We start from the raw sequence: 20,511 nt of genomic DNA, 5'->3' as shown, positions 1-20,511 counted from the left end.
ACTGCGGTCACCATTGCACGCTTGGGCGGATGAGGCCTGCGATCGCCGCAATATGACGAGCGGTGCGCTGATCCGCCGGGGGCTTACGGCAGCGGCGCGCGCACCGGGCGCAGCAGGAAGGCCGGCAGATGTGAGTGATCGGCCGGCTCGTTGTCCTCACGGCGCGGCCGCCGAGACTCGTTGCGCGGCTGTTCGTGGCGCGGCTGCTCGTTACGGGGGCTCGGCGCAGACCGCGGCGAGGAGGGCTGGGCTGGGCGCGGGGCTGCCGCGGTCGGACGCGGCTCACGCTCACGAGGCTCACGCTCGCGCACCTCACGCGGCTCGCGTTCACGCGTTTCACGCTCACGCGGTTCACGTGGCTCGCGCTCGCGAGGCGTTTTGCCGCGGCTGCGGCGCGAGCTGTCGCGCGGACGGCGCTCGCGCGCATCGTCGTCGCGCGAGGCTTCCTGGACGTCGTAGTCGCCTTCGATGGCCGGGATGCTCTGTCCGATCAGCTTCTCGATCGCGACCATCGACTTCTGGTCGGCGGGGCACACGATCGAAATGGCGGTGCCGGTCCGCCCTGCGCGGCCGGTGCGGCCGATGCGGTGAACGTAGTCATCCGAATGATGCGGGACATCGAAATTGAAGACGTGGCTGACCTCGGGAATGTCGAGGCCGCGCGCAGCGACGTCGGAGGCGACCAGCAACGGCAGCTCGCCCTTGCGGAACTGATCGAGTGCGGCGGTGCGGGCCGACTGGTCCATGTCGCCGTGCAGGGCGCCGACGCTGAAGCCGTGCTTCTGCAGCGACTTGTGAACGATGGCGACGTCGCGCTTGCGATTGCAGAAGATGATCGCGTTGTTGAGGTCCTTGGCGTCCCGCAGCAGCCTGCGCAGAACGTCGCGCTTCTGATGCGCCTCGCGTCCCGACGGCACCTGCAACTGGGTCACGGTGACGGCGGTCGTGGCCGGCTTGGAGACCTCGACCTTCTGCGGATTGTGCAGGAAGGCTTCGGTGATGCGCCGGATTTCCGGCGGCATGGTCGCGGTGAAGAACAGCGTCTGACGAGTGAACGGGACGAGCTTGCAGATGCGCTCGATGTCCGGGATGAAGCCCATGTCGAGCATGCGATCGGCTTCGTCGATGACCAGGAGCTCTACGCCGGTGAGCAGCAATCCGCCGCGCTCGGTATGATCGAGCAGCCGGCCGGGCGTTGCGATCAGAACGTCGACGCCGCGGGTCAGCTTGGCGTCCTGGTCGCCGAAGGAAACGCCGCCGATCAGGAGGGCGACGTTGAGCTTCTGGCCGGCGCCGTAGCGGTCGAAGTTCTCCTTGACCTGGGCGGCGAGCTCACGAGTCGGCTCGAGGATCAGGGTCCGGGGCATTCGCGCGCGGGCGCGTCCCTTCTCGAGGATGGTAAGCATCGGCAGGACGAACGCGGCCGTCTTACCGGTGCCGGTCTGGGCGATGCCGAGCACGTCACGGCGCGCCAGCACATGAGGGATCGCCTGTTCCTGAATAGGGGTCGGGGTGGTGTAACCGGTGGCAGCAACTGCAGCCAACACCTTGTCGGACAAGCCGAGATGGGAAAAGGACATCGAGCCTCTGTGTCACGCGCCGACAGGCGACGGGGCCTCTATTCGACGCCGCCGTTAGGAATCGAGGGGTAAAAGGCTGTGGTCGCGTTCAACCCCGAAACGGCGTGCTCTTGAAAGCTGGGGGTTCTCTGACTGACGCTGACCGGCGGACAATATCACGGGAATCGGATCTGATCCCGGCCGCGCTGAGCGAAACATAGGGTCAATTCCCGCAAAGTCAATGCAAGCGGACCGCGAAGTATCGAAAAAGCTTAACGTTTTTGCATTATTTGCGGGCATTCCGTCGTATCTCCGCCACCTCGGCGCGCGGCCGACGCCCGGCCTGATCGGTCGGGGACCCGGCTGTCGCATTGCGGTCGGAATTCCGGCTTCTTGTCGCCGTCACGTGGCGGGCGACTGAATCGACTGGCCATCCCGGGTGAACCCGCTGTGCCGCGCGGCCGACTATCGCAGGATCGGCTGCGCGAGCGGCGGCAGTGGCCGCGCCGGCGGCAGAGCAGGGGACGAACGATGATTTCGATACGGATGTGGTTGGCTTGCGGACTGGCCGTGCTCGGAATCGGACTGGCGTCGGCGGCACATGCCGAGAAGCGCGTCGCGCTCGTGGTCGGCAACAACGACTACCGCTACGTTCCGAAGCTGCAGAAGGCCGTCAATGACGCGCGCACGATGGGCGACACGCTGAAGCAGCTCGGCTTCAACGTCATGGTCGCAGAGAACCTCAACCGTCAGCAATTCAGCCAGACGCTGCTTGCGTTCGACAATGCCGTCGAGCCCGGCGATACCGCGTTCTTCTTCTATGCCGGCCACGGCTTCGAGATCGCAGGGCAGAACTTCCTGTTGCCGACCGACGTGCCGGCCGCGACCGAAGGGCAGGAGGAGCTGGTGCGCGATGCCTCGATCCTCGCCGATCGCATCATCGAGCGATTGCAGAACAAGAAGGCGCGCACCTCGATTCTGGTGTTCGATGCCTGCCGCAACAACCCGTTCGAGCGTTCGGGCACGCGCGCCGTGGCCGGCGGCGGCGGGCTCGCGCCGCTGACGCAGTTGCCGGAAGGCGTGTTCTCGGTGTTCTCGGCAGGGCCGCGGCAGACGGCGCTCGACAGGCTGTCGAACGATGACGCCAATCCGAACTCGGTGTTCACGCGCACCTTCGCCAGGGAGTTGACGCAGCCGGGCGCTAACCTGGTGCAGGTTGCGCAACGTACGCGGCGCGCGGTCAGCGAACTTGCCGAGACGGTGCGCCACAAGCAGATCCCGGTCTATTTCGACCAGATGGTCGATGACGTTTTCCTGAACGGCATGGCGAAGGGGCCCGCGGCCGATAAGCCGGCCGAGCCGCAGCAGAAGCTGGCCGCCTTGCCTCCCGTCTCGGCGCCGAAAATCCCGCCGGCGAACGAGATCCTGAATGCGCCGATCGCGATGTTCTCGCGCCACAATGGTGGCTGGACTGTCACCTTCTCGATCGCCGACCCGACGCTCGGCATTTCCTGGCGCATGGGCGAAAGCGGAGAGTTCCGCGAGACCGGCTTCATGGACGTGCTGGATCCGCGCACGCGCAAGCGCATGCCCAATCCCTCGATCCAGCTGCCGGCCGACGAGCCGGCGGGCACGATCCAGCTGCGCTATGTCGATGCAGCAGGCGAGATGCAGGGTCCGTTTCCGATCCGCTTCGAGCCGGAGGCGGCGCTGGTGCGCGACCAGCGCAAGATCCTCGACATGACCGCGACCAGCTGGCTGTCGTTCCGCGACTTCAACGGCCTCCTGGTCTACTACACGCATCTGATGTCGTATCGCTGCGCGATCCGCGAAGTCCGCATCGGCATCGACAGCGCCGTGCCCGACAAGGTGCTGAACATGCCAGGCTGCGACATGCGCGACCCCAGCGCGATCCCGTCCAACGCCATGCCCTATCTCAAGCTGCCGCCGACAACGAAGTTCGTCTCGGTCGAGCTGACCTATCGCGATGGCAGCGTTTCGGAGATCAAGAGCTTCCGGCGCTGAGCCGCCGGGGAGGCGGCGCGACCTGCGTCCGCCTGTTGCGCTGACGGGCACCGGTAAGGGGGAGCGTGTATCGCGCGTCACGGCATAACGGCGAGGATGATGCGTCTCAAACCCGGTTCGTCTGGATCATCGATCTATCGGTGGTAGTCCGGAGTGGGGATAAAGGTATTTAAATACCATTAAACAGTTGTAAGTTTACGGCACTCGCCAAAAAGTCGCTCCGTTTCTGACTCGAACCGGTCGCGCTTCCGTCCTTCTACGGCTACGCTCCGGTCAATTTTCAAGTCGAGGGAGAAGCGTAGTCATGACGTCAGCTTTCTGGCGATTCTGGTCGCGGGCATCTCTCAGATTGCAGGGGGCTCGGCGAACGCTGCGGATCTTGCTGCGCGTACCTTTACCAAGGCACCTCCTTCGGTCGCCGCAATCTATAATTGGTCCGGCTTCTATGTTGGTGGCCACGTCGGCGGCTCATGGGTCAATCAGGAATGGATCAACACCGCGAATACCACTGGCTTCGGTGACCTCGCTCCCGGCCAAGGCTTCCGTCAGCGTAACTCGGCGTTTTTCGGTGGCGGCCAAGCCGGTTATAATTGGCAAACTGGACGGTTCGTCTTCGGCCTCGAGGGCACCGTGTCGGCGATGGGCAACAAGGCGAGCGGACTCAACACCGTCTTCGGCGCCGGGGACGATGTGTTCAGCTGGCGCACGGACTGGATGGCCACAATCGTCGGGCGCGCCGGCATTGCCTGGAACAACAACCTCTTCTACGCGAAGGGCGGCTATGCCGGCGTCAACAACAGCTTGGCCGTGTCCGATACGGTTGGGATCGCAGGTTCAGGCGCCCAGACCAACTGGCACAATGGCTGGACGGTCGGCGCGGGCTGGGAATACGGAATCACCCAGAACTGGATCGTCGGCGTCGAATACGACTACGCAGCGTTCGAGACCAAGAGCTATCAGCTCGCTGGCGCCTCGCCGGGCGTCTATACGTTTGACGCCAAGCCGCGCGACGTCCAATCGGTGGTCGTACGCTTGAACTACAAGTTCGGTGGACCGGTGATGGCGAAGTAGTGATCGCGGCGATTCGCGCGGTCGAAGAAGGCTGACATCAGAAGCCCCGGCGCATCCGCGCTGGGGCTTCTCTTTTTGCTCGGCGATAGCGGTAGGGCGAGGGAGGCGATCTCCTCAAGAAATGGCAGCCTTGAGGTGCCCGAAGCTCGCAGGGTCGTTTTTCCAAAGCATCCTGCTCGCCGAAGCCGCATGTCGCGTCGAGGATCGAAGCGGCGATGGGGCTGCTTGCTGGGCCCGCATCGGGGCGGGAGCAGGAGTGGCAACGCGCGGCCAGGCGCCGCCGCTTCTTAAGGTGAGGTCGAAATTTGTCGCACTGTGGCGGGCCAGGCTTGCAACGCAGTGTCGGCGTCGTTCAAGCCATGATCGAATAGCCGCCATCGACGGGAATCGCAGTGCCGGTGACGAAGTCCGACGCGGGCGAGCTGAGAAACGTGGCAATGCCGCCGAAGTCGTCGCTATTGCCCCAGCGGCCCGAAGGCGTGCGGGCCAGCACCCGGTCGTGCAGGCCGTCGATCTGCTTGCGCGCCGCGCGGGTTAGGTCGGTGTCGATCCAGCCCGGCAGGATCGCGTTGACCTGGATGTTGTCCGGCGCCCAGGCGCACGCGCAGGCGCGTGTGTACTGCACGATGCCGCCTTTGCTGGCTGCGTAGGCCGGCGCGAAGCTGGCGCCGAAGATCGACAGCATCGAACCGATGTTGATGATCTTGCCGCCGCCGTTCGCCTTGAGGACCGGGTAGGCGGCCTTCGAGCACAGGAAGGCGCTGGTGAGATTGGTGTCGATCACCTCGCGCCATTCCTCGAGCTCCACCACATCCGGCGGCTTGCGGATGTTCGTGCCGGCATTGTTGATCAGAATGTCGATGCGCCCGAACGATTCGGTCACGCGCGCGATCATCGCGGCGACATCGTCCTTGTTGCTGACGTCGGCCCTGACCGTGATGGCCCGGACGCCGCGGGCCGCGAGATCCGCGACGGCAGTCTGTGACTTCGCCTCGTTGCGGCCCACGACGACGATATCGGCGCCGGCATCGGCGAGGCCGCGCGCCATGCCGAGCCCGATGCCGCCATTGCCGCCGGTGACGATCGCAACCTTGCCCCTCAGGTCGAAATGGCCTGCCATGTGTCGTTCTCTAAATCGACGTGAGGGATTAGCAGGTGCCCTGCCAGATCATCACCAGGCCCAGTGCACCCATGCCGACGCCATAGCCGGCCCATTGCAGCTGGTTGATCATGAAGCTCGCCCGCGGCCAGGCCACGACGCCGGTGCCCTGGCCGACCCAGAGCAGGCCCACGGCCAGCAGCAGCAAGCCGCCGATCATCAAGAACTTCCGCATGGCCAATTCCTCCCCTCGACGATCGGCTTGCCCGCATCAGAGACGCAGCTGCCGTCATTTTTGTGAGTTCGTGAGGACGGAAGCTAGCCTCGGATGGGATCAATGACCAGCGGATCGCGCGGCCAAAACAAAAAGCCCCGGATCAACCGGGGCTTTTCTCGATCAGATTGGAATGCCGAATGGAGTTGCTCAGTACTTGGCAACCACCGGGCCGGTCCAGTTGAAGCGGTAGACCAGCGAGGTGCTGATGGTCTGCACCCACGGCTTGAAGGTGATGTCGCGGCCGTTGGGGATGTTGCCGACGTCGCTGAGCTCGGAGATGTTGCGGCGGTCGTAATAGGCCGAACGGTATTCGGTCTTCATGAACCAGCCCGGCGCAGAAATGCCGAAGATGTTCAGGTTGTTCTCGACGCCTCCGCCGATGAACCAGCCGCCGCGGTCGAAGCCGTTGGTATGAACGCCCGACGCGAGGCCGGTTGCCGTGTTGACCAGCGTCGTCCCGGTCCAGTGCGAGCTGGTATATCCGGCGTTCACGTAGGACAGCACGTTCGGAGCAACGAGATAGCCGACACGGCCGCCGACGGCCCACGAGTAGTCGTTCTTGATCGATCCCGCGATTCCGGGAGGGCCCTGATCCTGGATCGTGCCCTTGATGCTGCCGAACTGACCATCGGCCAGAATGCCGACTACCCAGCTCGGAGTCACCTGCCAGTCATAACCAGCACCGACGGTGCCAAACCAGCCATCGCCACCCTGCTTCTGGTTGACGCCGAGGATCGGCGCGCCGCCCACGGTGTTGACGACCGTCGTGTCGGCGTTCCAGAGGCCACCGCCGCCGCCGCCGAAGATGTAGAAGCCGGTCCAGCTCGGCGCGACCGGCGCCATCATCGGAGCCTTGGCGTAGGGGCGAGCAGCAAGATCGGCAGCCGACGCTGCGCCCGTCATCGCGACCACCGCGGTCGTAGCAAGCAAAAGCTTTTTCATATTCAATTCCCCAGGATCGACGTGGTCGCAAATGCCAGAATGCGGCGGCGATTCCCTCGCCAGTTGTGCCCGAACTATAGCCGAATGGCGCCCAAAAGCTGTTGCAGGTTCACCACAGTGGAGGGGAAAGTGCGGTGCGGGACGCCGATTTTGCGGCTAAACAATTGTTAATAAAAGAAAAATGCAGGCCCGCGCGAAAGCGTGGAACCTGCAATCGACGCTTGAAACCGGTATCAGACGCTAGACGTCGAGCAACTCGTCACTCGCGAATTCCGCCTTTTCCGAGATGAACGAGAACCGCGCCTCGGCCTTGGTGCCCATCAGCCGCTCGACCGAGTCGGCGGTGCCGTCACGGTCGTCCGCCAGCAGCACGACCCGGAGCAGGGTCCGCTTGGCCGGGTCCATGGTGGTCTCCTTCAGCTGCGCCGGCATCATTTCGCCCAGGCCTTTGAAGCGGCCGATCTCGACCTTGGCGTTGGCGTTGAACTCGCGCTTCAGCAGTTCGTCGCGATGGGCGTCGTCGCGGGCGTAGAAGGTCTTGCTGCCGTGGGTCAGCCGGTACAGCGGCGGCACGGCGAGGTACAAATGTCCCTCGTCGATCAGCCGCGGCATCTGCCGATAGAAGAAGGTGATCAAGAGCGAGGCGATATGGGCGCCGTCGACGTCGGCGTCGGTCATGATGATGATGCGCTGATAGCGCAGATCCTCTTCGCGATAAGATGCGCTGGTGCCGGCGCCGATCGCCATCACGAGGTCGGCAAGCTGGGCGTTGGCGGTCAGCTTGTCCTTGCCGGCGGAGGCGACGTTGAGGATCTTGCCGCGCAGCGGCAGCACCGCCTGCCTCTTGCGGTCGCGCGCCTGCTTGGCGCTTCCGCCGGCAGAATCGCCCTCGACGATGAACAATTCGGAGCCTTCGGTGCCGGCGTCGGTGCAGTCGGCGAGCTTGCCTGGCAGGCGCAGCTTCTTGGTCGCGGTCTTGCGCGCCGTCTCCTTCTCCTGGCGGCGGCGGATGCGCTCCTCGGCGCGCTCGACGACGAAGTCGAGCAGCCGGTTCGCCTGCACCGGATTGCCGGACAGCCAATGATCGAACGGGTCCTTGACGGCCTGCTCGACGATGCGCTGGGCTTCCGCTGTCGCAAGGCGGTCCTTGGTCTGGCCCTGGAATTCCGGCTCGCGCACGAACACCGAGAGCATGATGGCGGCGCCCGCCATGATGTCCTCGGAGGTGATGTTGGCCGAGCGCTTGCCCTGGCCGACACGCTCGGCGTGATCCTTCAAGCCGCGGAGCAGGGCGCTGCGAATACCGGATTCGTGCGTGCCGCCGTCGGGCGTCGGAATCGTGTTGCAGTAGGACGACAGGAAGCCGTCGGCGTCGGCGGTCCAGGCCACAGCCCATTCGCAGCCGCCATGGCCGCCGGTGCGGCCGGACTTGCCGGCGAAGATGTCCGGATGGACCAGCGTGTCGGCGTGGATCGCCGCGGCCAGATAATCTTTCAGGCCGCCCGGGAAGTGGAACGTCGCCTCGGGCTGGACATCCTCGATGCCCTTCAGCAGCGAAGGATCGCACTTCCAACGGATCTCGACGCCGCCGAACAGATAGGCCTTGGAGCGCGCCATCTTGAACAGGCGCTGCGGCTTGAACGTCACTTTGGCGCCGAAGATGGTCGGGTCAGGCTGGAAGCGCACCCTGGTGCCGCGGCGGTTCGGGGCCTTGCCGACCTCCTCGAGCTTGCCCTTGGGATGGCCGCGCTCGAAGATCATGCGGTAGAGCTTCTGGTTGCGCGCGACCTCGACCTCGAGCCGGGTCGACAGCGCGTTCACCACGGAGATGCCGACACCGTGCAGACCGCCCGAGGTCTCGTAGACCTTGGAGTCGAACTTGCCGCCGGCGTGCAGCGTGCACATGATGATCTCAAGCGCCGACTTCTTCGGGAACTTCGGGTGCGGATCGATCGGAATGCCGCGGCCGTTGTCGGTCACCGTCAGGAAGCCTTCGGCATCGAGCTCGACCTCGATGAAGGTGGCGTGTCCAGCCAGCGCCTCGTCCATCGAGTTGTCGATGACCTCGGCGAACAGATGATGCAGCGCCTTCTCGTCGGTGCCGCCGATATACATGCCGGGACGGCGCCGCACCGGCTCCAGGCCCTCGAGGACCTCGATGTCACGTGCGGTGTAATCGCCCTCCGCGCCGCCCGCGCGGGCGGCTGGCTTGGCAGTGGGCTTGGTCTGGGCCTTGCCCTTGGCGGCGAACGCCGCCAGCGGGTCGGCGATCCCCTTGGCCTTGGCTTTTGCAGCTGATTTCAACGGTTTACCCATGGAATCGGATGTTGCGCTTGCGCAAGATGGAACGAATCGTTGCGCCTGACTATGCCATGCCCCGGCATAAAACAATGACCCAGGGCCGAGCGGAGTTTTCCGGGGGCCGCCCCCGACCGCCGTCTCTGGCCGTCGTTCACGCGCAACAGCCGGTTGTTGTGACTTGAAGTCGGCAGGCTCGGTGGCGTACCAGATTGGGGCAGGGAACCGCGAAAGCCTTCAAGCACTTAAGCGGAGCGGAGCAGAAAGGCGTCGAGCAGATGGAAGATTTTGGCCGCGCGATTGCCGATTTCGTGCGCGACCATCAGGCCTGGGCTGCTCCGATCGTCCTGCTGCTGGCCTTCGGCGAGTCGCTGGCCTTCATCTCGCTGCTGATTCCCGCCTGGGGCGCCCTGGTCGCCATCGGTGCCCTAATCGGCGCCACCGGGATCAGCTTCTGGCCGGTGTGGCTGGCTGGTGGCATCGGCGCGGCGCTGGGCGACTGGGTGTCCTACTGGTTCGGTTACCGTTACAAGGACCGCGTCGCCCAGATGTGGCCGCTGTCGCGCTACCCGGAACTGCTGCCGCGCGGCGAAGCGTTCGTGCGCGACTGGGGTGTGCCGAGCATCTTCATCGGTCGCTTCTTCGGCCCGCTGCGCGCCTCGGTGCCGCTGGCGGCGGGTATCTTCGAGATGCCGTATATGTTGTTCCAGGTCGCCAATTTCGTCTCGGCGCTGGTGTGGTCGGCCGTGCTGTTGCTGTTCGGCGACATCATCGGCCGGATCATCGAATGGCTGTGGCGCACGGTGTGACCCGCGCCGGCTGGATGCAATCTTGACGCAGGAACTCCGCGGCCTTATAGGCCTGCGCCCATGATCAACGCAGCGACCAACATGATCGCCGAAATGCGCCGTCGTACCCCCGCGGTACGGGCGATGATCTGCGTTTGAGATCACAGCCCTTGCCGCCGGATCCGGTCCCGCGGCAAACTTTCTCCTTGCAGCGCGATTGATCAGGCGGCTCCTTCGTCAAGCAGGAGTTTGCGATGTACACGCCACCGCCCTTCAAGCCCGACCGTGCCGCGAGCCTCGGCTTCGCGGACGCGCGCGGCTTCGGCACGGTCTGCGCGTGGGACGGCGCCAGGCCGATCGCATCCTCGCTGCCATTCCATCTGGGGGCGCTGGCCGACGGCACGCCGCAGGCGTTCTTCCATGTCGCCCGCAACAATCCGTTGGCGAAGCTCGCCGACGGCGCGACGCCGTGGCTGCTCGCCGTGAACGGTCCCGACGCTTATGTGTCGGCCGACTGGTACGTTTCGCCTGAGCAGGTTCCGACCTGGCTGTACCAGGCGGTGCACCTGACGGGCCCGGCGCGGCTGTTGTCGGAGGCCGAGCTGTCGGCGCAGGCCGACGCGCTCAGCGCCAAGTTCGAGCAATGGCTGCTGCCGAAGACGCCGTGGACCTCGGACAAGATGACTGCCGGCCGTCTGGAGGCGATGCGCAAGGCGATCGTCGGCATCGTCATGGCCATCGATGAGGTCGAGGGCAGCTTCAAGCTGAACCAGCATAAGTCGGAGGCCGACTACGCGGCCGTCGCCAACCGGCTCGGCGAGCGGCCAGACATCGGCTCGCAACAGATTTCCTCTCTCATGCGCCAGGCGCGGCCCCAGGCCTTTGCCGGCGAAACCCAGACCTGAAGGAGCGTGTCATGTCAGTGATCGATAGCAACCCGCCGAAGGCTCACGCTGCAGCCGGCGCTGTGACCCGCTCCGTGTTCGTCGACGGCGGCTCGGGCACGACCGGACTCGGCATTGCCGAGCGGCTCGCGCACCAGAGCGACATCGTCGTGAAGACGATCGCCGAGGACAAGCGCAAGGATCCCGCCGCCAAGCGGGCACTGATGGCCGAGGTCGATCTCGTCATCCTCTGCCTGCCGGACGAGGCCGCCAAGGAGACGGTCGCGCTGGTCGACAGCATGGGCGCGTCGGCGCCGAAGGTGCTGGACGCGTCGACCGCGTATCGCGTCGCGCCGGACTGGGCCTATGGCTTCCCGGAGCTGGCCGCCGACCAGGCGGACAAGATCCGCAACGCGCGCAAGGTCTCCAATCCCGGCTGCTATCCGACCGGCGGCATCGCGCTGCTGCGGCCGCTGGTCGATGCCGGTTTGATGCCGCAGGATTATCCCGTCACCGTGAATGCGGTGAGCGGCTACTCCGGCGGCGGCAAGACGATGATCGCGGCCTATGAGAACGGCACCGCGCCGAACTTCGAGCTCTATGGTCTCGGCCTCGAGCACAAGCACCTGCCGGAGCTGCAGCTGTATTCGCGGCTGACGCGGCGGCCGATCTTCATTCCCTCGGTCGGCAATTACCGGCAGGGCATGCTGGTGTCGGTGCCGCTGCAGCTCGATACGCTGCCGGGCAAGCCCTCGGGTGCGGATCTGCAGGCGGCGCTGGCGAAGCACTATGCCGGCAGCAAGTATGTGTCGGTGATGCCGCTCGACGGCGCCGTGGCCAAGAGCGGCCGGCTGGAGCCGGAGGCGCTGAACGAGACCAACCAGCTCGAGCTCCACGTGTTCGCAAGCGACAAGCATCATCAGGCGGTGCTGGTGGCGCGGCTCGACAATCTCGGCAAGGGCGCCTCGGGTGCGGCGGTGCAGAACATGCGGCTGATGCTCGGGCTGCCAGATCTCGGCAGCTGAGACCGAATCCTCCGGCCGCAGCCGCGGCCGGCACTCCGCCGGCGTCGCCACGCCGTGATGCATGCCGAAGATGGGCACAGCCATGACCACTTATGACCTGAATGCGCTGCCCGTGACCGTGAACGACGTGCGTGCGGCCGCCGAGACCATCGGCGGCGCGGTGCTCGCGACGGCCTGCAATCAGAGCCGGACGCTCGGCGAGATCTGCGGCTGCAACATCTGGCTGAAGTTCGAGAACCTGCAGTTCACGTCCTCGTTCAAGGAGCGCGGCGCGCTCAACCGGCTGAATGCGCTCTCGTCTGAGCAGCGCGAACGCGGTGTGATCGCGATGTCCGCCGGCAACCACGCGCAGGGCGTGGCCTATAACGCCCGGCGCCTCGGCATTCCCGCGACCATCGTGATGCCCGTGGGCACGCCGATGGTGAAGGTGGAGAACACCCGCCGGCACGGCGCCGAGGTCATCATGTCGGGCGCGACCTTGGAGGAGGCTGGCGCCTTCGCGCGGCAGCACGGCGCTGCCCATGCCATGACCTTGATCCACCCTTATGACGATCCGCTGATCATCGCGGGGCAGGGCACGGTCGCGCTGGAGATGCTGGCGGTCGTCCCGGAGCTCGACACGCTGGTGGTGCCGATCGGCGGCGGCGGGCTGATCTCCGGCATTGCCGTCGCGGCGCGCGCGCTGAAGCCCGGCTTGCGGATCGTCGGCGTGCAGGCCGAGCTCTATCCGTCGATGTACAACGCTGTCCGCGATACGCAGCTGCCGATGCGCGGCGATACGCTGGCCGAGGGCATCGCGGTGAAATCGCCGGGCCGCATCACCACCGAGATCATCCGCCACCTCGTCGACCGCATTCTGCTCGTGAGCGAGCCGCAGATCGAGCGCGCGCTGGCCACCCTGATCTCGATCGAGAAAACCGTGGTCGAAGGCGCCGGCGCGGTCGGTCTGGCCGCCGTGCTCGCGCATCCCGCAGAATTCGCCGGGCGCAATGTCGGGCTGGTGCTGAGCGGCGGCAACATCGACACAAGGCTTATCGCCTCGGTGCTGACGCGCGAGCTCGCGCGTGAGGGGCGACTGACACAATTGTCGATCGATATCGTCGATCGTCCCGGGCAACTTGCCGCGGTCTCGGCCCTGCTGGCCGAGGCCGGCGCCAACATCATCGAGGTGTCGCACCAGCGCACCTTCTCCGCGCTGCCGGCGAAGGCGACCCTGTTGGAGCTGGTGATCGAGACCCGCGACCAGGCGCACCTCAACGAGGTCATGGCGAAGCTGGTCGCAGCCGATTTCAAGGCGCGCTGCACCTGAGGTGCAGCACGCCTCGCGCGTCCTACACCCAGCCGCCGTCCACGACGTAGTGCTGCGAGGTGCAGGCCGAGGCCTCGTCGGAGGCGAGGAAGACGGTGAACTTCGCCAGCTCGTCGGGCACGAGCTTTCGCTTCAGGCATTGCCGCCGCATCAGCTCCGCCTCGCCCTCCGGCGTCATCCATTTGTCGAGCTGGCGCTGCGTCATGATCCATCCCGGCGCGATCGCGTTCACGCGGATGTTGTAGGGGCCGAAATCGCGCGCCAGCGAGCGGGTGAGGCCGATCACGCCGGACTTGCTGGCGGTGTAGGCGGCCATGCCGCCTTGTCCGGCCATCCATGAGATCGAACCGTAATTGATGATCACGCCGGCGTTCGCGGCCTTCATGTCCGGCAGCACGGCTTGCGCTGCGAAGAACTGGTGCTTCAGGTTCACCGCAATGCGGTCGTCCCAGTATTCCGGCGTCATTTCTTCGGTGCTGTGGCGCTCGTCATTGGCCGCATTGTTGACCAGGATGCTGATCGCGCCGTGCCTGCTGCGCGCATCGACGACGCCAGCCCGTAGCGCTGCAGTGTCGGTGAGGTCGACATTCTGGAAATGCGCGCTGAGACCCTGATCGGACAGCTCGCGTTGCAGCGCTCGGCCCTCCTCGTCCTTGATATCGAAGAAGACGACGTTGGATTTTTGCAGCGCAAAGCGCCGCACGATCGCGGCGCCGATCCCCGAGGCGCCGCCGGTGACGAGGACGACCTTGCCAGCGAGGTCGGAATAGGTGGCGGCCATGAGCATCTCCCCCAGTTTTGTTTTTGTGGGCCGCGACGCGCCGCCCAACGCGCTCTTAAACCCTAGCCGCTCCAACCTGAGGTGTATAGGTCGGAATTTTAGTTGCGTACCTCAGAATTTGAGGACAAGATTACCGCAACAAAAGAAGATCATCGGGAGGATTGTGATGAGACTGCTCGCGAAGCTGGGCCTCGCCGCGGCCGCATGCCTGTTCTGGGCCAATGCCGCCAGTGCCGACACCACGGTCAAATGGCTGCACATCGAGGTCAATCCCGCCCAGGTGAAGATCTGGGAGGAGGTCGCTCGCGCCTATGAGGCCTCGCATCCCGGCGTGAAGGTCGAGATGCAGTTCCTCGAGAACGAGGCCTACAAGGCCAAGCTGCCGACCATCCTGCAATCCAAGGACCGGCCGAACATCATCTACAGCTGGGCCGGAGGCGTGCTGAAGGCGCAGATCGAGGCCGGCGTCCTGGAAGACATCACCGACCAGGTGAAGGGTTACAGCGACAGCATCACGCCGGCCGCGCTGGCCGCCTTTACGGACAACGGCCACGTCTACGGCCTGCCGATCGCGCTGTCGCAGGTCGGATTCGTCTGCAACAAGGAGCTGATGGCCAAGGCCAAGGTTGATCCGGCCGCGATCAAGAGCTGGGACGACCTGCTGGGTGCGGTGAAGACGTTGAAGGCGGCGGGCGTGACGCCGATCGTCGTCGGCGGCGCCGACAAATGGCCGCTGCACTTCTACTGGACGCATCTGGCCGTCCGCGTCGGCGGCAAGGCGGCCTTCGATGCGGCGTTGCGCGGAGAGAATGGCGGCTTCGCCGGCGATACCTTCGTCAAGTCAGGCGAACTGTTCAAGCAGCTCGTCGATCTGCAGCCGTTCCAGAACGGGTTCCTCGGCTTCAAGAATCCGCAGGCGGTCGGATATTTTGCCGACGGCAAGGCGGCGATGACCCTTGCGATCAGTTCCGTGTACAAGCTGCAACGCGCGCTGGCCGCCGACAAGGCCGGCTTGAGCGACGAGAAGATCTGCTGGTTCGATTTCCCGACGGTGGCCGGCGGCAAGGGCGAACCTGCGGACACGCTCGGTGGCATCACCGGCTGGCTGGTTACCAAAGGCTCGCCGAAGGAGGCGGCCGACTTCCTGAAGTACTTCATCTCGAAGGACGTGCAGACGCGGCTGGCGGAGGGAAGCTTCATCGTCCCGGTGGTGCAGGGCGCGGAGGCCGGCCTCAACAACTCCTTCATGAAGCAGATCGCGTCCAACCTGGCGAAGTCGAACTATCATCAGAACTTCTATGATCAGAGCCTCGGTCCGTCTGTCGGGCGCGTCGTCAACGACGTGAGCGCGGAGATCGCAGGCGGCAGCATGGGTGCGCAGGACGCAGCCAAGGCGATCGAGGCGGCGCGCAAGCAGGGCAACTGACGTGGCGCGTCCGTTCGCGAGTTCGCCGGCGATGCAGGTCGCGCGGCCGCCGGTTGCCGCGCGCGCGGGTCGCGGGCCGAGCTGGGACGGCCGTTTCACCGTCCTGGTCCTGTTCCTGCCGCCGGCGCTGCTGCTGTTCACGCTGTTCGTGGTGCTGCCGATCGGCGAGGCCGCCTGGTATTCCGGCTTCAACTGGAACGGTTTTGGCAGGCCGACCAACTGGATCGGGTTCGACAACTACCGTTTCGTGCTGGAGACCCGCGCGTTCTGGCTGGCGCTGCGCAACAATGGGCTGATCATCGCGGTCTCGCTGTGCGTGCAGCTGCCGTTGGCGTTGACCCTGGCCTTGATGCTCGCGGAACGGTTTCGCGGCGCCGTGGCGCTGCGGATGCTGTTCTTCATGCCGTATATCCTCGCCGAGATCGCGACCGGGCTGATCTTCAGCTTCGTCTATGACGGCGACTACGGCCTGGTCGCTTCGATCTGGCGCAGCTTCGGCGCCGAGCCGCCGCACCTGCTGGCCTCGACCGACACGGCGATGCTCGCGGTGCTGATCGTGATCGTCTGGAAGTATTTCGGCTTCCACATGATGCTGTTCATTGCTGCGCTGCAGAGCATCGACAGGAGCCTGATCGAGGCGGCGCGGATCGATGGCGCGACGCGGACGCAGAGCCTGCGTCATATCGTCATCCCCTTGCTCTATCCGACCATCCGGCTCTCGGTGTTCTTCGCCATCATCGGCTCGCTGCAGCTGTTCGACCTGGTGATGCCGCTGACGCGGGGCGGCCCGGCCGATTCCTCGAACACCATGGTGAGCTTCCTCTACAACAACGGAATCTCGCGCATGCGGGTGGGCTACGGCAGCGCCATCGGCGTCATCCTGTTCGTGATCTGCGTGACCTTTGCGTTCACCTACAAGCGATGGTTCATGCGCGATGAATAGGGCCGAGACCGCCAGGGCGCCATTCGATCCCGCCGTGCTGTTCAAGGCGGCATTCCTGTTCATCGTCGCTGTCTTCGTGCTGGTGCCGTTGCTGGCGACCCTGCTCGGCGGATTCAAGTCGCTTGGCGAGTTGCGGGTCAACCCGTTCGGCCTGCCGCGGCATTGGGACTGGCAGAACTATGCCGACATCCTGTTCTCCGGCCGCTATTGGCAGCTGCTGCGCAACTCGCTGATCATCTCGACACTGACGGTCGTCTTGACGCTGATCGTCGCCTCGATGGCGGCGTTCACCTTCGCCCATGTCCGGTTCTTCGGCAGCTCGATGCTGCTGAGCTATCTGACCCTCGGCCTGCTGTTCCCGGCGGCCACCGCCGTGCTGCCGCTGTTCATCAAGGTGCGCGATCTCGGGCTGCTCGACACCTATTTCGGCGTCGCGCTGCCTCAAGTCGCCTTCAGCCTTGCCATGAGCGTGCTGCTGTTGCGGCGGTTCTTCAAGGACATTCCCTACGAGCTGCTCGAGGCGGCGCTGGTCGACGGCTGCAGCTACGTGAAGTTCTTCCGCTACGTGACCTTGCCGCTGTCGCGCCCGATCCTGGCGACCGTCGGCACCATCACCTTCGTCAACAGCTGGAACGCCTATCTGCTGCCGCTGGTCATGCTCAACACCGATGCGCTGTATCCATGGCCGCTCGGCATCATGGTCTATCAGGGCGAGTATTCGTCCGAGTGGCACCTGATCCTCGCCTTCATCACCCTGACCATCCTGCCCACCATCATCCTCTTCCTGCTTGCGCAGAAGCACATCGTCGCCGGCCTCACGTCGGGCGCGGTCAAGGGATGACCTGGACATCACGGAGACCACAATGAGACGAGTAGGCATAGGCATCATCGGCTGCGGCGTCATCAGCACGGCTTATCTGAAGGCGGCGCAGCGCTTCCCGGTGCTCGAGGTTAAGGCACTTGCCGACATGCGCAGCGACGCCGCCGAGCGCCAGGGCGCGGCGTTTGGCCTGCCTGGCATGCGGGTCGATCAGCTCCTCAAGCGCGATGACGTCGAGATCGTCGTCAATCTCACCGTGCCGCTCGCCCACACCGACGTCAGCCTGGCCGTGCTGAATGCCGGCAAGCACGTCCATTCCGAGAAACCGCTCGGCATCGACGTCGCCGAGGCGCGCAAGGTGATCGAGCTGGCCGCGCAGAAGAACCTCCGCGTCGGCTGTGCGCCCGACACCTTCCTCGGCGGTGGCCACCAGACCGCGCGCAAGCTGATCGACGACGGCGCGATCGGCGCCCCTGTCGCGGGCAGCGTCTTCTTCGGCTGTCCCGGCCATGAGCGCTGGCATCCGGCGCCCGGGTTCTATTATCTGCGCGGCGGCGGGCCGATGCTGGACATGGGGCCGTATTACATCACCGATCTCGTGCAATTGCTCGGTCCCGTCGCCAGCGTGATGGGCTCGACGGCGCGCCCGCGCTCCGAGCGCCTCGTCACCAGCGAGCCGATGAACGGCACGCTGATTCCGGTCGAGGTTGCCACTCACGTGTCGGGGACACTCGAGTTCGAAAGCGGGGCGGTCGTGTCGGTCACGATGAGCTTCGACGTGCCAAAGCACCGGCACGCGCCGATCGAGATCTACGGCGACAAGGGCAGCATGCTGGTGCCTGATCCCAACCGGTTCGGCGGCGAGGTGCAGGTCGCCAAGACCGGCGGCGAGTGGGAAACGGTGCCGCTGACGCATGGCCATGTCGACGGTGAATTCCGCTCCATCGGCGTCGCCGACATGGCAACCGCCATCCTGAACGACCGGCCGCATCGCGCCAGCGGCGCGCTCGCCTTCCACGTACTGGAGGTGATGGAGGCGTTCCAGACCTCCGCCAACGAAGGCCGGCGCATCAACATCGAGAGCCGCGTCGAACGGCCAGCGATGCTGCCGGTCGGACGCGACACCGGACAGATCGACTGAGGACAGGGACATGCGCAAGGCAATGATTGTATGGGGCGGCTGGCCAGGACACGATCCCGATCTTTGTGCCTCGATGATCCGAGGCTGGCTGAAGGCCGAAGGCTTCGACGTGCGGATCGAGACCACGACGGCCGCGTTCGCCGATCCCGCGATTCATGATCTGTCGCTGATCATCCCGATCTATACGATGTCCAAGATTGAGAAAGCGGAAGCGCTCAATCTGTGCGCGGCGGTGCGCGCCGGCGTTGGGCTTGCCGGCCACCATGGCGGCATGTGCGACGCCTTCCGGGATTCGGTGGACTATCAATTCCTTTGCGGCGGCCAGTGGGTCGCGCATCCCGGCAACATCATCGACTACAAGGTCGACTTGACCAAGCCGGACGATCCCATCATGAAGGGCCTGAAGAGTTTCGAGCATCGGTCCGAGCAGTACTACATGCATGTCGACCCGGCCAACGAGGTGTTGGCGACCACGACCTTCAGCGGCGAGCACGCACCCTGGATCGAAGGTGTCGTGATGCCGGTGGTGTGGAAGAAGCGCTACGGTGAGGGCCGGGTGTTCTATTCCTCGCTCGGCCATCGCGCCTACGAGCTCGACGTTCCGGAGATCCGCACCCTGATGACCCGCGGCATGCTATGGGCCGCGCGGGAGTGACGGGCGGAGAGACACCGCTGCCCGTGCGCGCCACGCTCGAGGATGTGGCGCGGACGGCGGGCGTGTCGCTGGCCACCGTCGACCGCGTCATCAACCGGCGCGAAGGCGTGCGCGCCAAGACCGTCGCGCGCGTCGAGGCGGCCGTCGCCAAGCTGGGCTACCGGGCCGACGTGGCGGCCGCGCGTCTTGCGCGCGGGCAGAGCTTTCGCTTCGCCTTCGTGCTGCCGACCGGCGGCAACAGCTTCATGACCAATCTGACCGAGCAGGTCCAGCGCACGGCGGAGTGGTTGGCCGGCCAGCGCGGCTTCATCGACATCCTTCATGTCGACGTGTTCGATCCGGCCGTCCTGGCCGGCACGCTGGAGACGCTGTCGCCAGCCTATCAGGGCGTCGCCGTGATCGCGCTGGATCATCCCCTGGTGCGGGCCGCGATCGACGAGCTTGTCGCACGCGGCGTCGCCGTGGTGACGCTGGTATCCGACGCCCCGAGCTCGCGCCGCCTGCATTACGTCGGGATCGACAATCTGGCCGCCGGGCGGACGGCGGCCACGCTGATGGGACGCTATCTTGGCGGGCGTGATGGCACCGTCGCCGTCATCGCGGGATCGCTGTCGCTGCGCGACCACGCAGAGCGGCAGTTCGGCTTCAACCAGATCCTGTCGAGCGAGTATCCGGGCCTGCGCGCGTTGCCGGTGATCGAGGGCCGTGACGACAGCGAGCTGACGCGCGAACTCACCGCTGCGCTGCTCGCGCGCCAGGCCGATCTGCGCGGCATCTATTGCTGCGGCGCCGGCAACCGGGGCATCGCCGACGCCCTGGAGGCCTCCGGCCGCGCGCGCGAGGTGGTGTGGATCACCCACGAGCTGACCCAGTACACGCGGCGCTTCCTGGTGCGCGGCACGCTCGATGCCATCATCAACCAGGATCCCGGCCACGAGGCGCGGTCCGCGGCGCGCGTCCTGCTCGCGCACTGCTCGGGCGAGCCGATCAGCCCCGATCAGGAGCGCATTCGCATCGACATCTTCCTGCGCGATAACCTGCCCTAGGAGCTGGCTACAGCCAGCCGAAGATCGCGAGCGCCAGCACTGCCTGGGCGATGAAGCCGACCACGAAGGCCAGCGTCCGGAACACGGGCAGGCCGATCGCATAGACGATGACGTGGGCGACGCGCGACCAGAAGTACACGGCGCAGGCGAGCACGGTCCATTTGGTCGAGTAGTCGATCGCGTTCAGGATCAGGACCAGGGGCGCGAAGATGACGAGGTTCTCGACCGCGTTGTCGTGCGCGAACATCAGCCGGCTCGCCCAGGCCGCGTGCGGCTTGTCGTTGCGCGACGGGTTGGCCATGGCGCCGGAGAGGCCGCGGACCTGGCAGCGGTTCAGGATGTAGGGAACCCACAGCAGCCCGGTCAGAATGACCGTCAGCGTCAGCCAGAACAATTCGCGCGTCATCGAGATCCCCTCAACT

Annotated in this window: 19 protein-coding genes; 12 read left to right on the top strand and 7 right to left on the bottom strand. The window is 65.3% G+C overall.

Annotation, left to right across the window (positions count from 1 at the left end; all coding sequences use genetic code 11):
* Positions 1–83: 83 nt before the first annotated feature.
* Entirely contained in the window at positions 84–1,580 is a 1,497-nt protein-coding gene (locus tag ACQR07_RS03825) for a DEAD/DEAH box helicase (protein ID WP_434900995.1), read from the bottom strand.
* 525 nt (positions 1,581–2,105) lie between these two features.
* Here ACQR07_RS03825 and ACQR07_RS03820 point away from each other — a divergent pair.
* Together ACQR07_RS03820 and ACQR07_RS03815 are read left to right on the top strand one after the other, a co-directional pair.
* Positions 2,106–3,584, top strand: a complete 1,479-nt coding sequence (locus ACQR07_RS03820; protein ID WP_434901062.1) for a caspase family protein — start codon at positions 2,106–2,108, stop codon at positions 3,582–3,584.
* 276 nt (positions 3,585–3,860) lie between these two features.
* Positions 3,861–4,655, top strand: a complete 795-nt coding sequence (locus ACQR07_RS03815) for an outer membrane protein (RefSeq protein ID WP_434901061.1) — start codon at positions 3,861–3,863, stop codon at positions 4,653–4,655.
* A gap of 352 nt (positions 4,656–5,007) precedes the next feature.
* Here the strand turns inward: ACQR07_RS03815 and ACQR07_RS03810 are convergent, their stop codons facing one another.
* The 4 genes from ACQR07_RS03810 to parE form a co-directional block, all read right to left on the bottom strand.
* Positions 5,008–5,775 carry an SDR family NAD(P)-dependent oxidoreductase gene (locus ACQR07_RS03810; protein WP_434900994.1) on the bottom strand — a complete coding sequence of 256 codons (768 nt, stop codon included), beginning with the start codon at positions 5,773–5,775 and terminating at the stop codon, positions 5,008–5,010.
* A gap of 28 nt (positions 5,776–5,803) precedes the next feature.
* A complete protein-coding gene (locus ACQR07_RS03805) occupies positions 5,804–5,989 on the bottom strand; it encodes a hypothetical protein (protein ID WP_434900993.1) in 186 nt (61 codons plus the stop codon).
* A 189-nt stretch (positions 5,990–6,178) separates the two neighbouring features.
* The gene (locus ACQR07_RS03800) at positions 6,179–6,973 is read right to left on the bottom strand and encodes an outer membrane protein (protein WP_434900992.1); all 795 of its coding nucleotides are present in this window, start codon (positions 6,971–6,973) and stop codon (positions 6,179–6,181) included.
* Between the two features lie 240 nt (positions 6,974–7,213).
* Positions 7,214–9,289 (bottom strand): DNA topoisomerase IV subunit B, encoded by a 2,076-nt coding sequence (parE, locus tag ACQR07_RS03795; protein WP_434900991.1) that lies wholly within the window; start codon positions 9,287–9,289, stop codon positions 7,214–7,216.
* 260 nt (positions 9,290–9,549) lie between these two features.
* On the opposite strand from parE, the gene ACQR07_RS03790 reads away from it, so the two are divergent.
* From ACQR07_RS03790 to ACQR07_RS03775, 4 genes are all read left to right on the top strand, one after another.
* Entirely contained in the window at positions 9,550–10,080 is a 531-nt protein-coding gene (locus ACQR07_RS03790; RefSeq protein WP_434900990.1) for a DedA family protein, read from the top strand.
* Positions 10,081–10,313: 233 nt separating this feature from the next.
* The gene (locus ACQR07_RS03785) at positions 10,314–10,964 is read left to right on the top strand and encodes an FMN-binding negative transcriptional regulator (RefSeq protein WP_434900989.1); all 651 of its coding nucleotides are present in this window, start codon (positions 10,314–10,316) and stop codon (positions 10,962–10,964) included.
* A gap of 11 nt (positions 10,965–10,975) precedes the next feature.
* The gene (gene argC, locus ACQR07_RS03780; protein ID WP_434900988.1) at positions 10,976–11,968 is read left to right on the top strand and encodes an N-acetyl-gamma-glutamyl-phosphate reductase; all 993 of its coding nucleotides are present in this window, start codon (positions 10,976–10,978) and stop codon (positions 11,966–11,968) included.
* Positions 11,969–12,050: 82 nt separating this feature from the next.
* Positions 12,051–13,277, top strand: coding sequence for a threonine ammonia-lyase (locus ACQR07_RS03775; protein ID WP_434900987.1), 1,227 nt, complete (start codon positions 12,051–12,053; stop codon positions 13,275–13,277).
* Positions 13,278–13,299: 22 nt separating this feature from the next.
* Here the strand turns inward: ACQR07_RS03775 and ACQR07_RS03770 are convergent, their stop codons facing one another.
* A complete protein-coding gene (locus tag ACQR07_RS03770) occupies positions 13,300–14,058 on the bottom strand; it encodes an SDR family NAD(P)-dependent oxidoreductase (protein ID WP_434900986.1) in 759 nt (252 codons plus the stop codon).
* Between the two features lie 166 nt (positions 14,059–14,224).
* Between ACQR07_RS03770 and ACQR07_RS03765 the strand changes: the two genes are divergently transcribed.
* The 6 genes from ACQR07_RS03765 to ACQR07_RS03740 are packed head-to-tail and all read left to right on the top strand — an operon-like array spanning position 14,225 to position 20,089.
* A complete protein-coding gene (locus tag ACQR07_RS03765; RefSeq protein ID WP_434900985.1) occupies positions 14,225–15,484 on the top strand; it encodes an extracellular solute-binding protein in 1,260 nt (419 codons plus the stop codon).
* A 1-nt stretch (position 15,485) separates the two neighbouring features.
* On the top strand, positions 15,486–16,427 hold the full coding sequence (locus ACQR07_RS03760) for a carbohydrate ABC transporter permease (protein ID WP_434900984.1): 942 nt from the start codon (positions 15,486–15,488) through the stop codon (positions 16,425–16,427).
* Positions 16,420–17,268, top strand: a complete 849-nt coding sequence (locus tag ACQR07_RS03755) for a carbohydrate ABC transporter permease (protein WP_434900983.1) — start codon at positions 16,420–16,422, stop codon at positions 17,266–17,268. The genes ACQR07_RS03760 and ACQR07_RS03755 overlap by 8 nt, the downstream gene beginning before the upstream one ends.
* Positions 17,269–17,290: 22 nt before the next feature.
* Entirely contained in the window at positions 17,291–18,388 is a 1,098-nt protein-coding gene (locus tag ACQR07_RS03750; RefSeq protein WP_434900982.1) for a Gfo/Idh/MocA family protein, read from the top strand.
* 10 nt (positions 18,389–18,398) lie between these two features.
* The gene (locus ACQR07_RS03745) at positions 18,399–19,043 is read left to right on the top strand and encodes a ThuA domain-containing protein (RefSeq protein ID WP_434900981.1); all 645 of its coding nucleotides are present in this window, start codon (positions 18,399–18,401) and stop codon (positions 19,041–19,043) included.
* The gene (locus ACQR07_RS03740) at positions 19,040–20,089 is read left to right on the top strand and encodes a LacI family DNA-binding transcriptional regulator (protein ID WP_434900980.1); all 1,050 of its coding nucleotides are present in this window, start codon (positions 19,040–19,042) and stop codon (positions 20,087–20,089) included. The genes ACQR07_RS03745 and ACQR07_RS03740 overlap by 4 nt, the downstream gene beginning before the upstream one ends.
* A gap of 7 nt (positions 20,090–20,096) precedes the next feature.
* Here ACQR07_RS03740 and ACQR07_RS03735 read toward each other — a convergent pair whose 3' ends face one another.
* Entirely contained in the window at positions 20,097–20,495 is a 399-nt protein-coding gene (locus tag ACQR07_RS03735) for an MAPEG family protein (RefSeq protein WP_434900979.1), read from the bottom strand.
* Positions 20,496–20,511 lie beyond the last annotated feature (16 nt).

Source organism: Bradyrhizobium sp. HKCCYLS20291, assembly GCF_051167715.1.
Lineage (GTDB): Bacteria > Pseudomonadota > Alphaproteobacteria > Rhizobiales > Xanthobacteraceae > Bradyrhizobium.
Note: the sequence above shows the minus strand (reverse complement) of the source record. Positions and strands in the feature narration are given on the sequence as shown.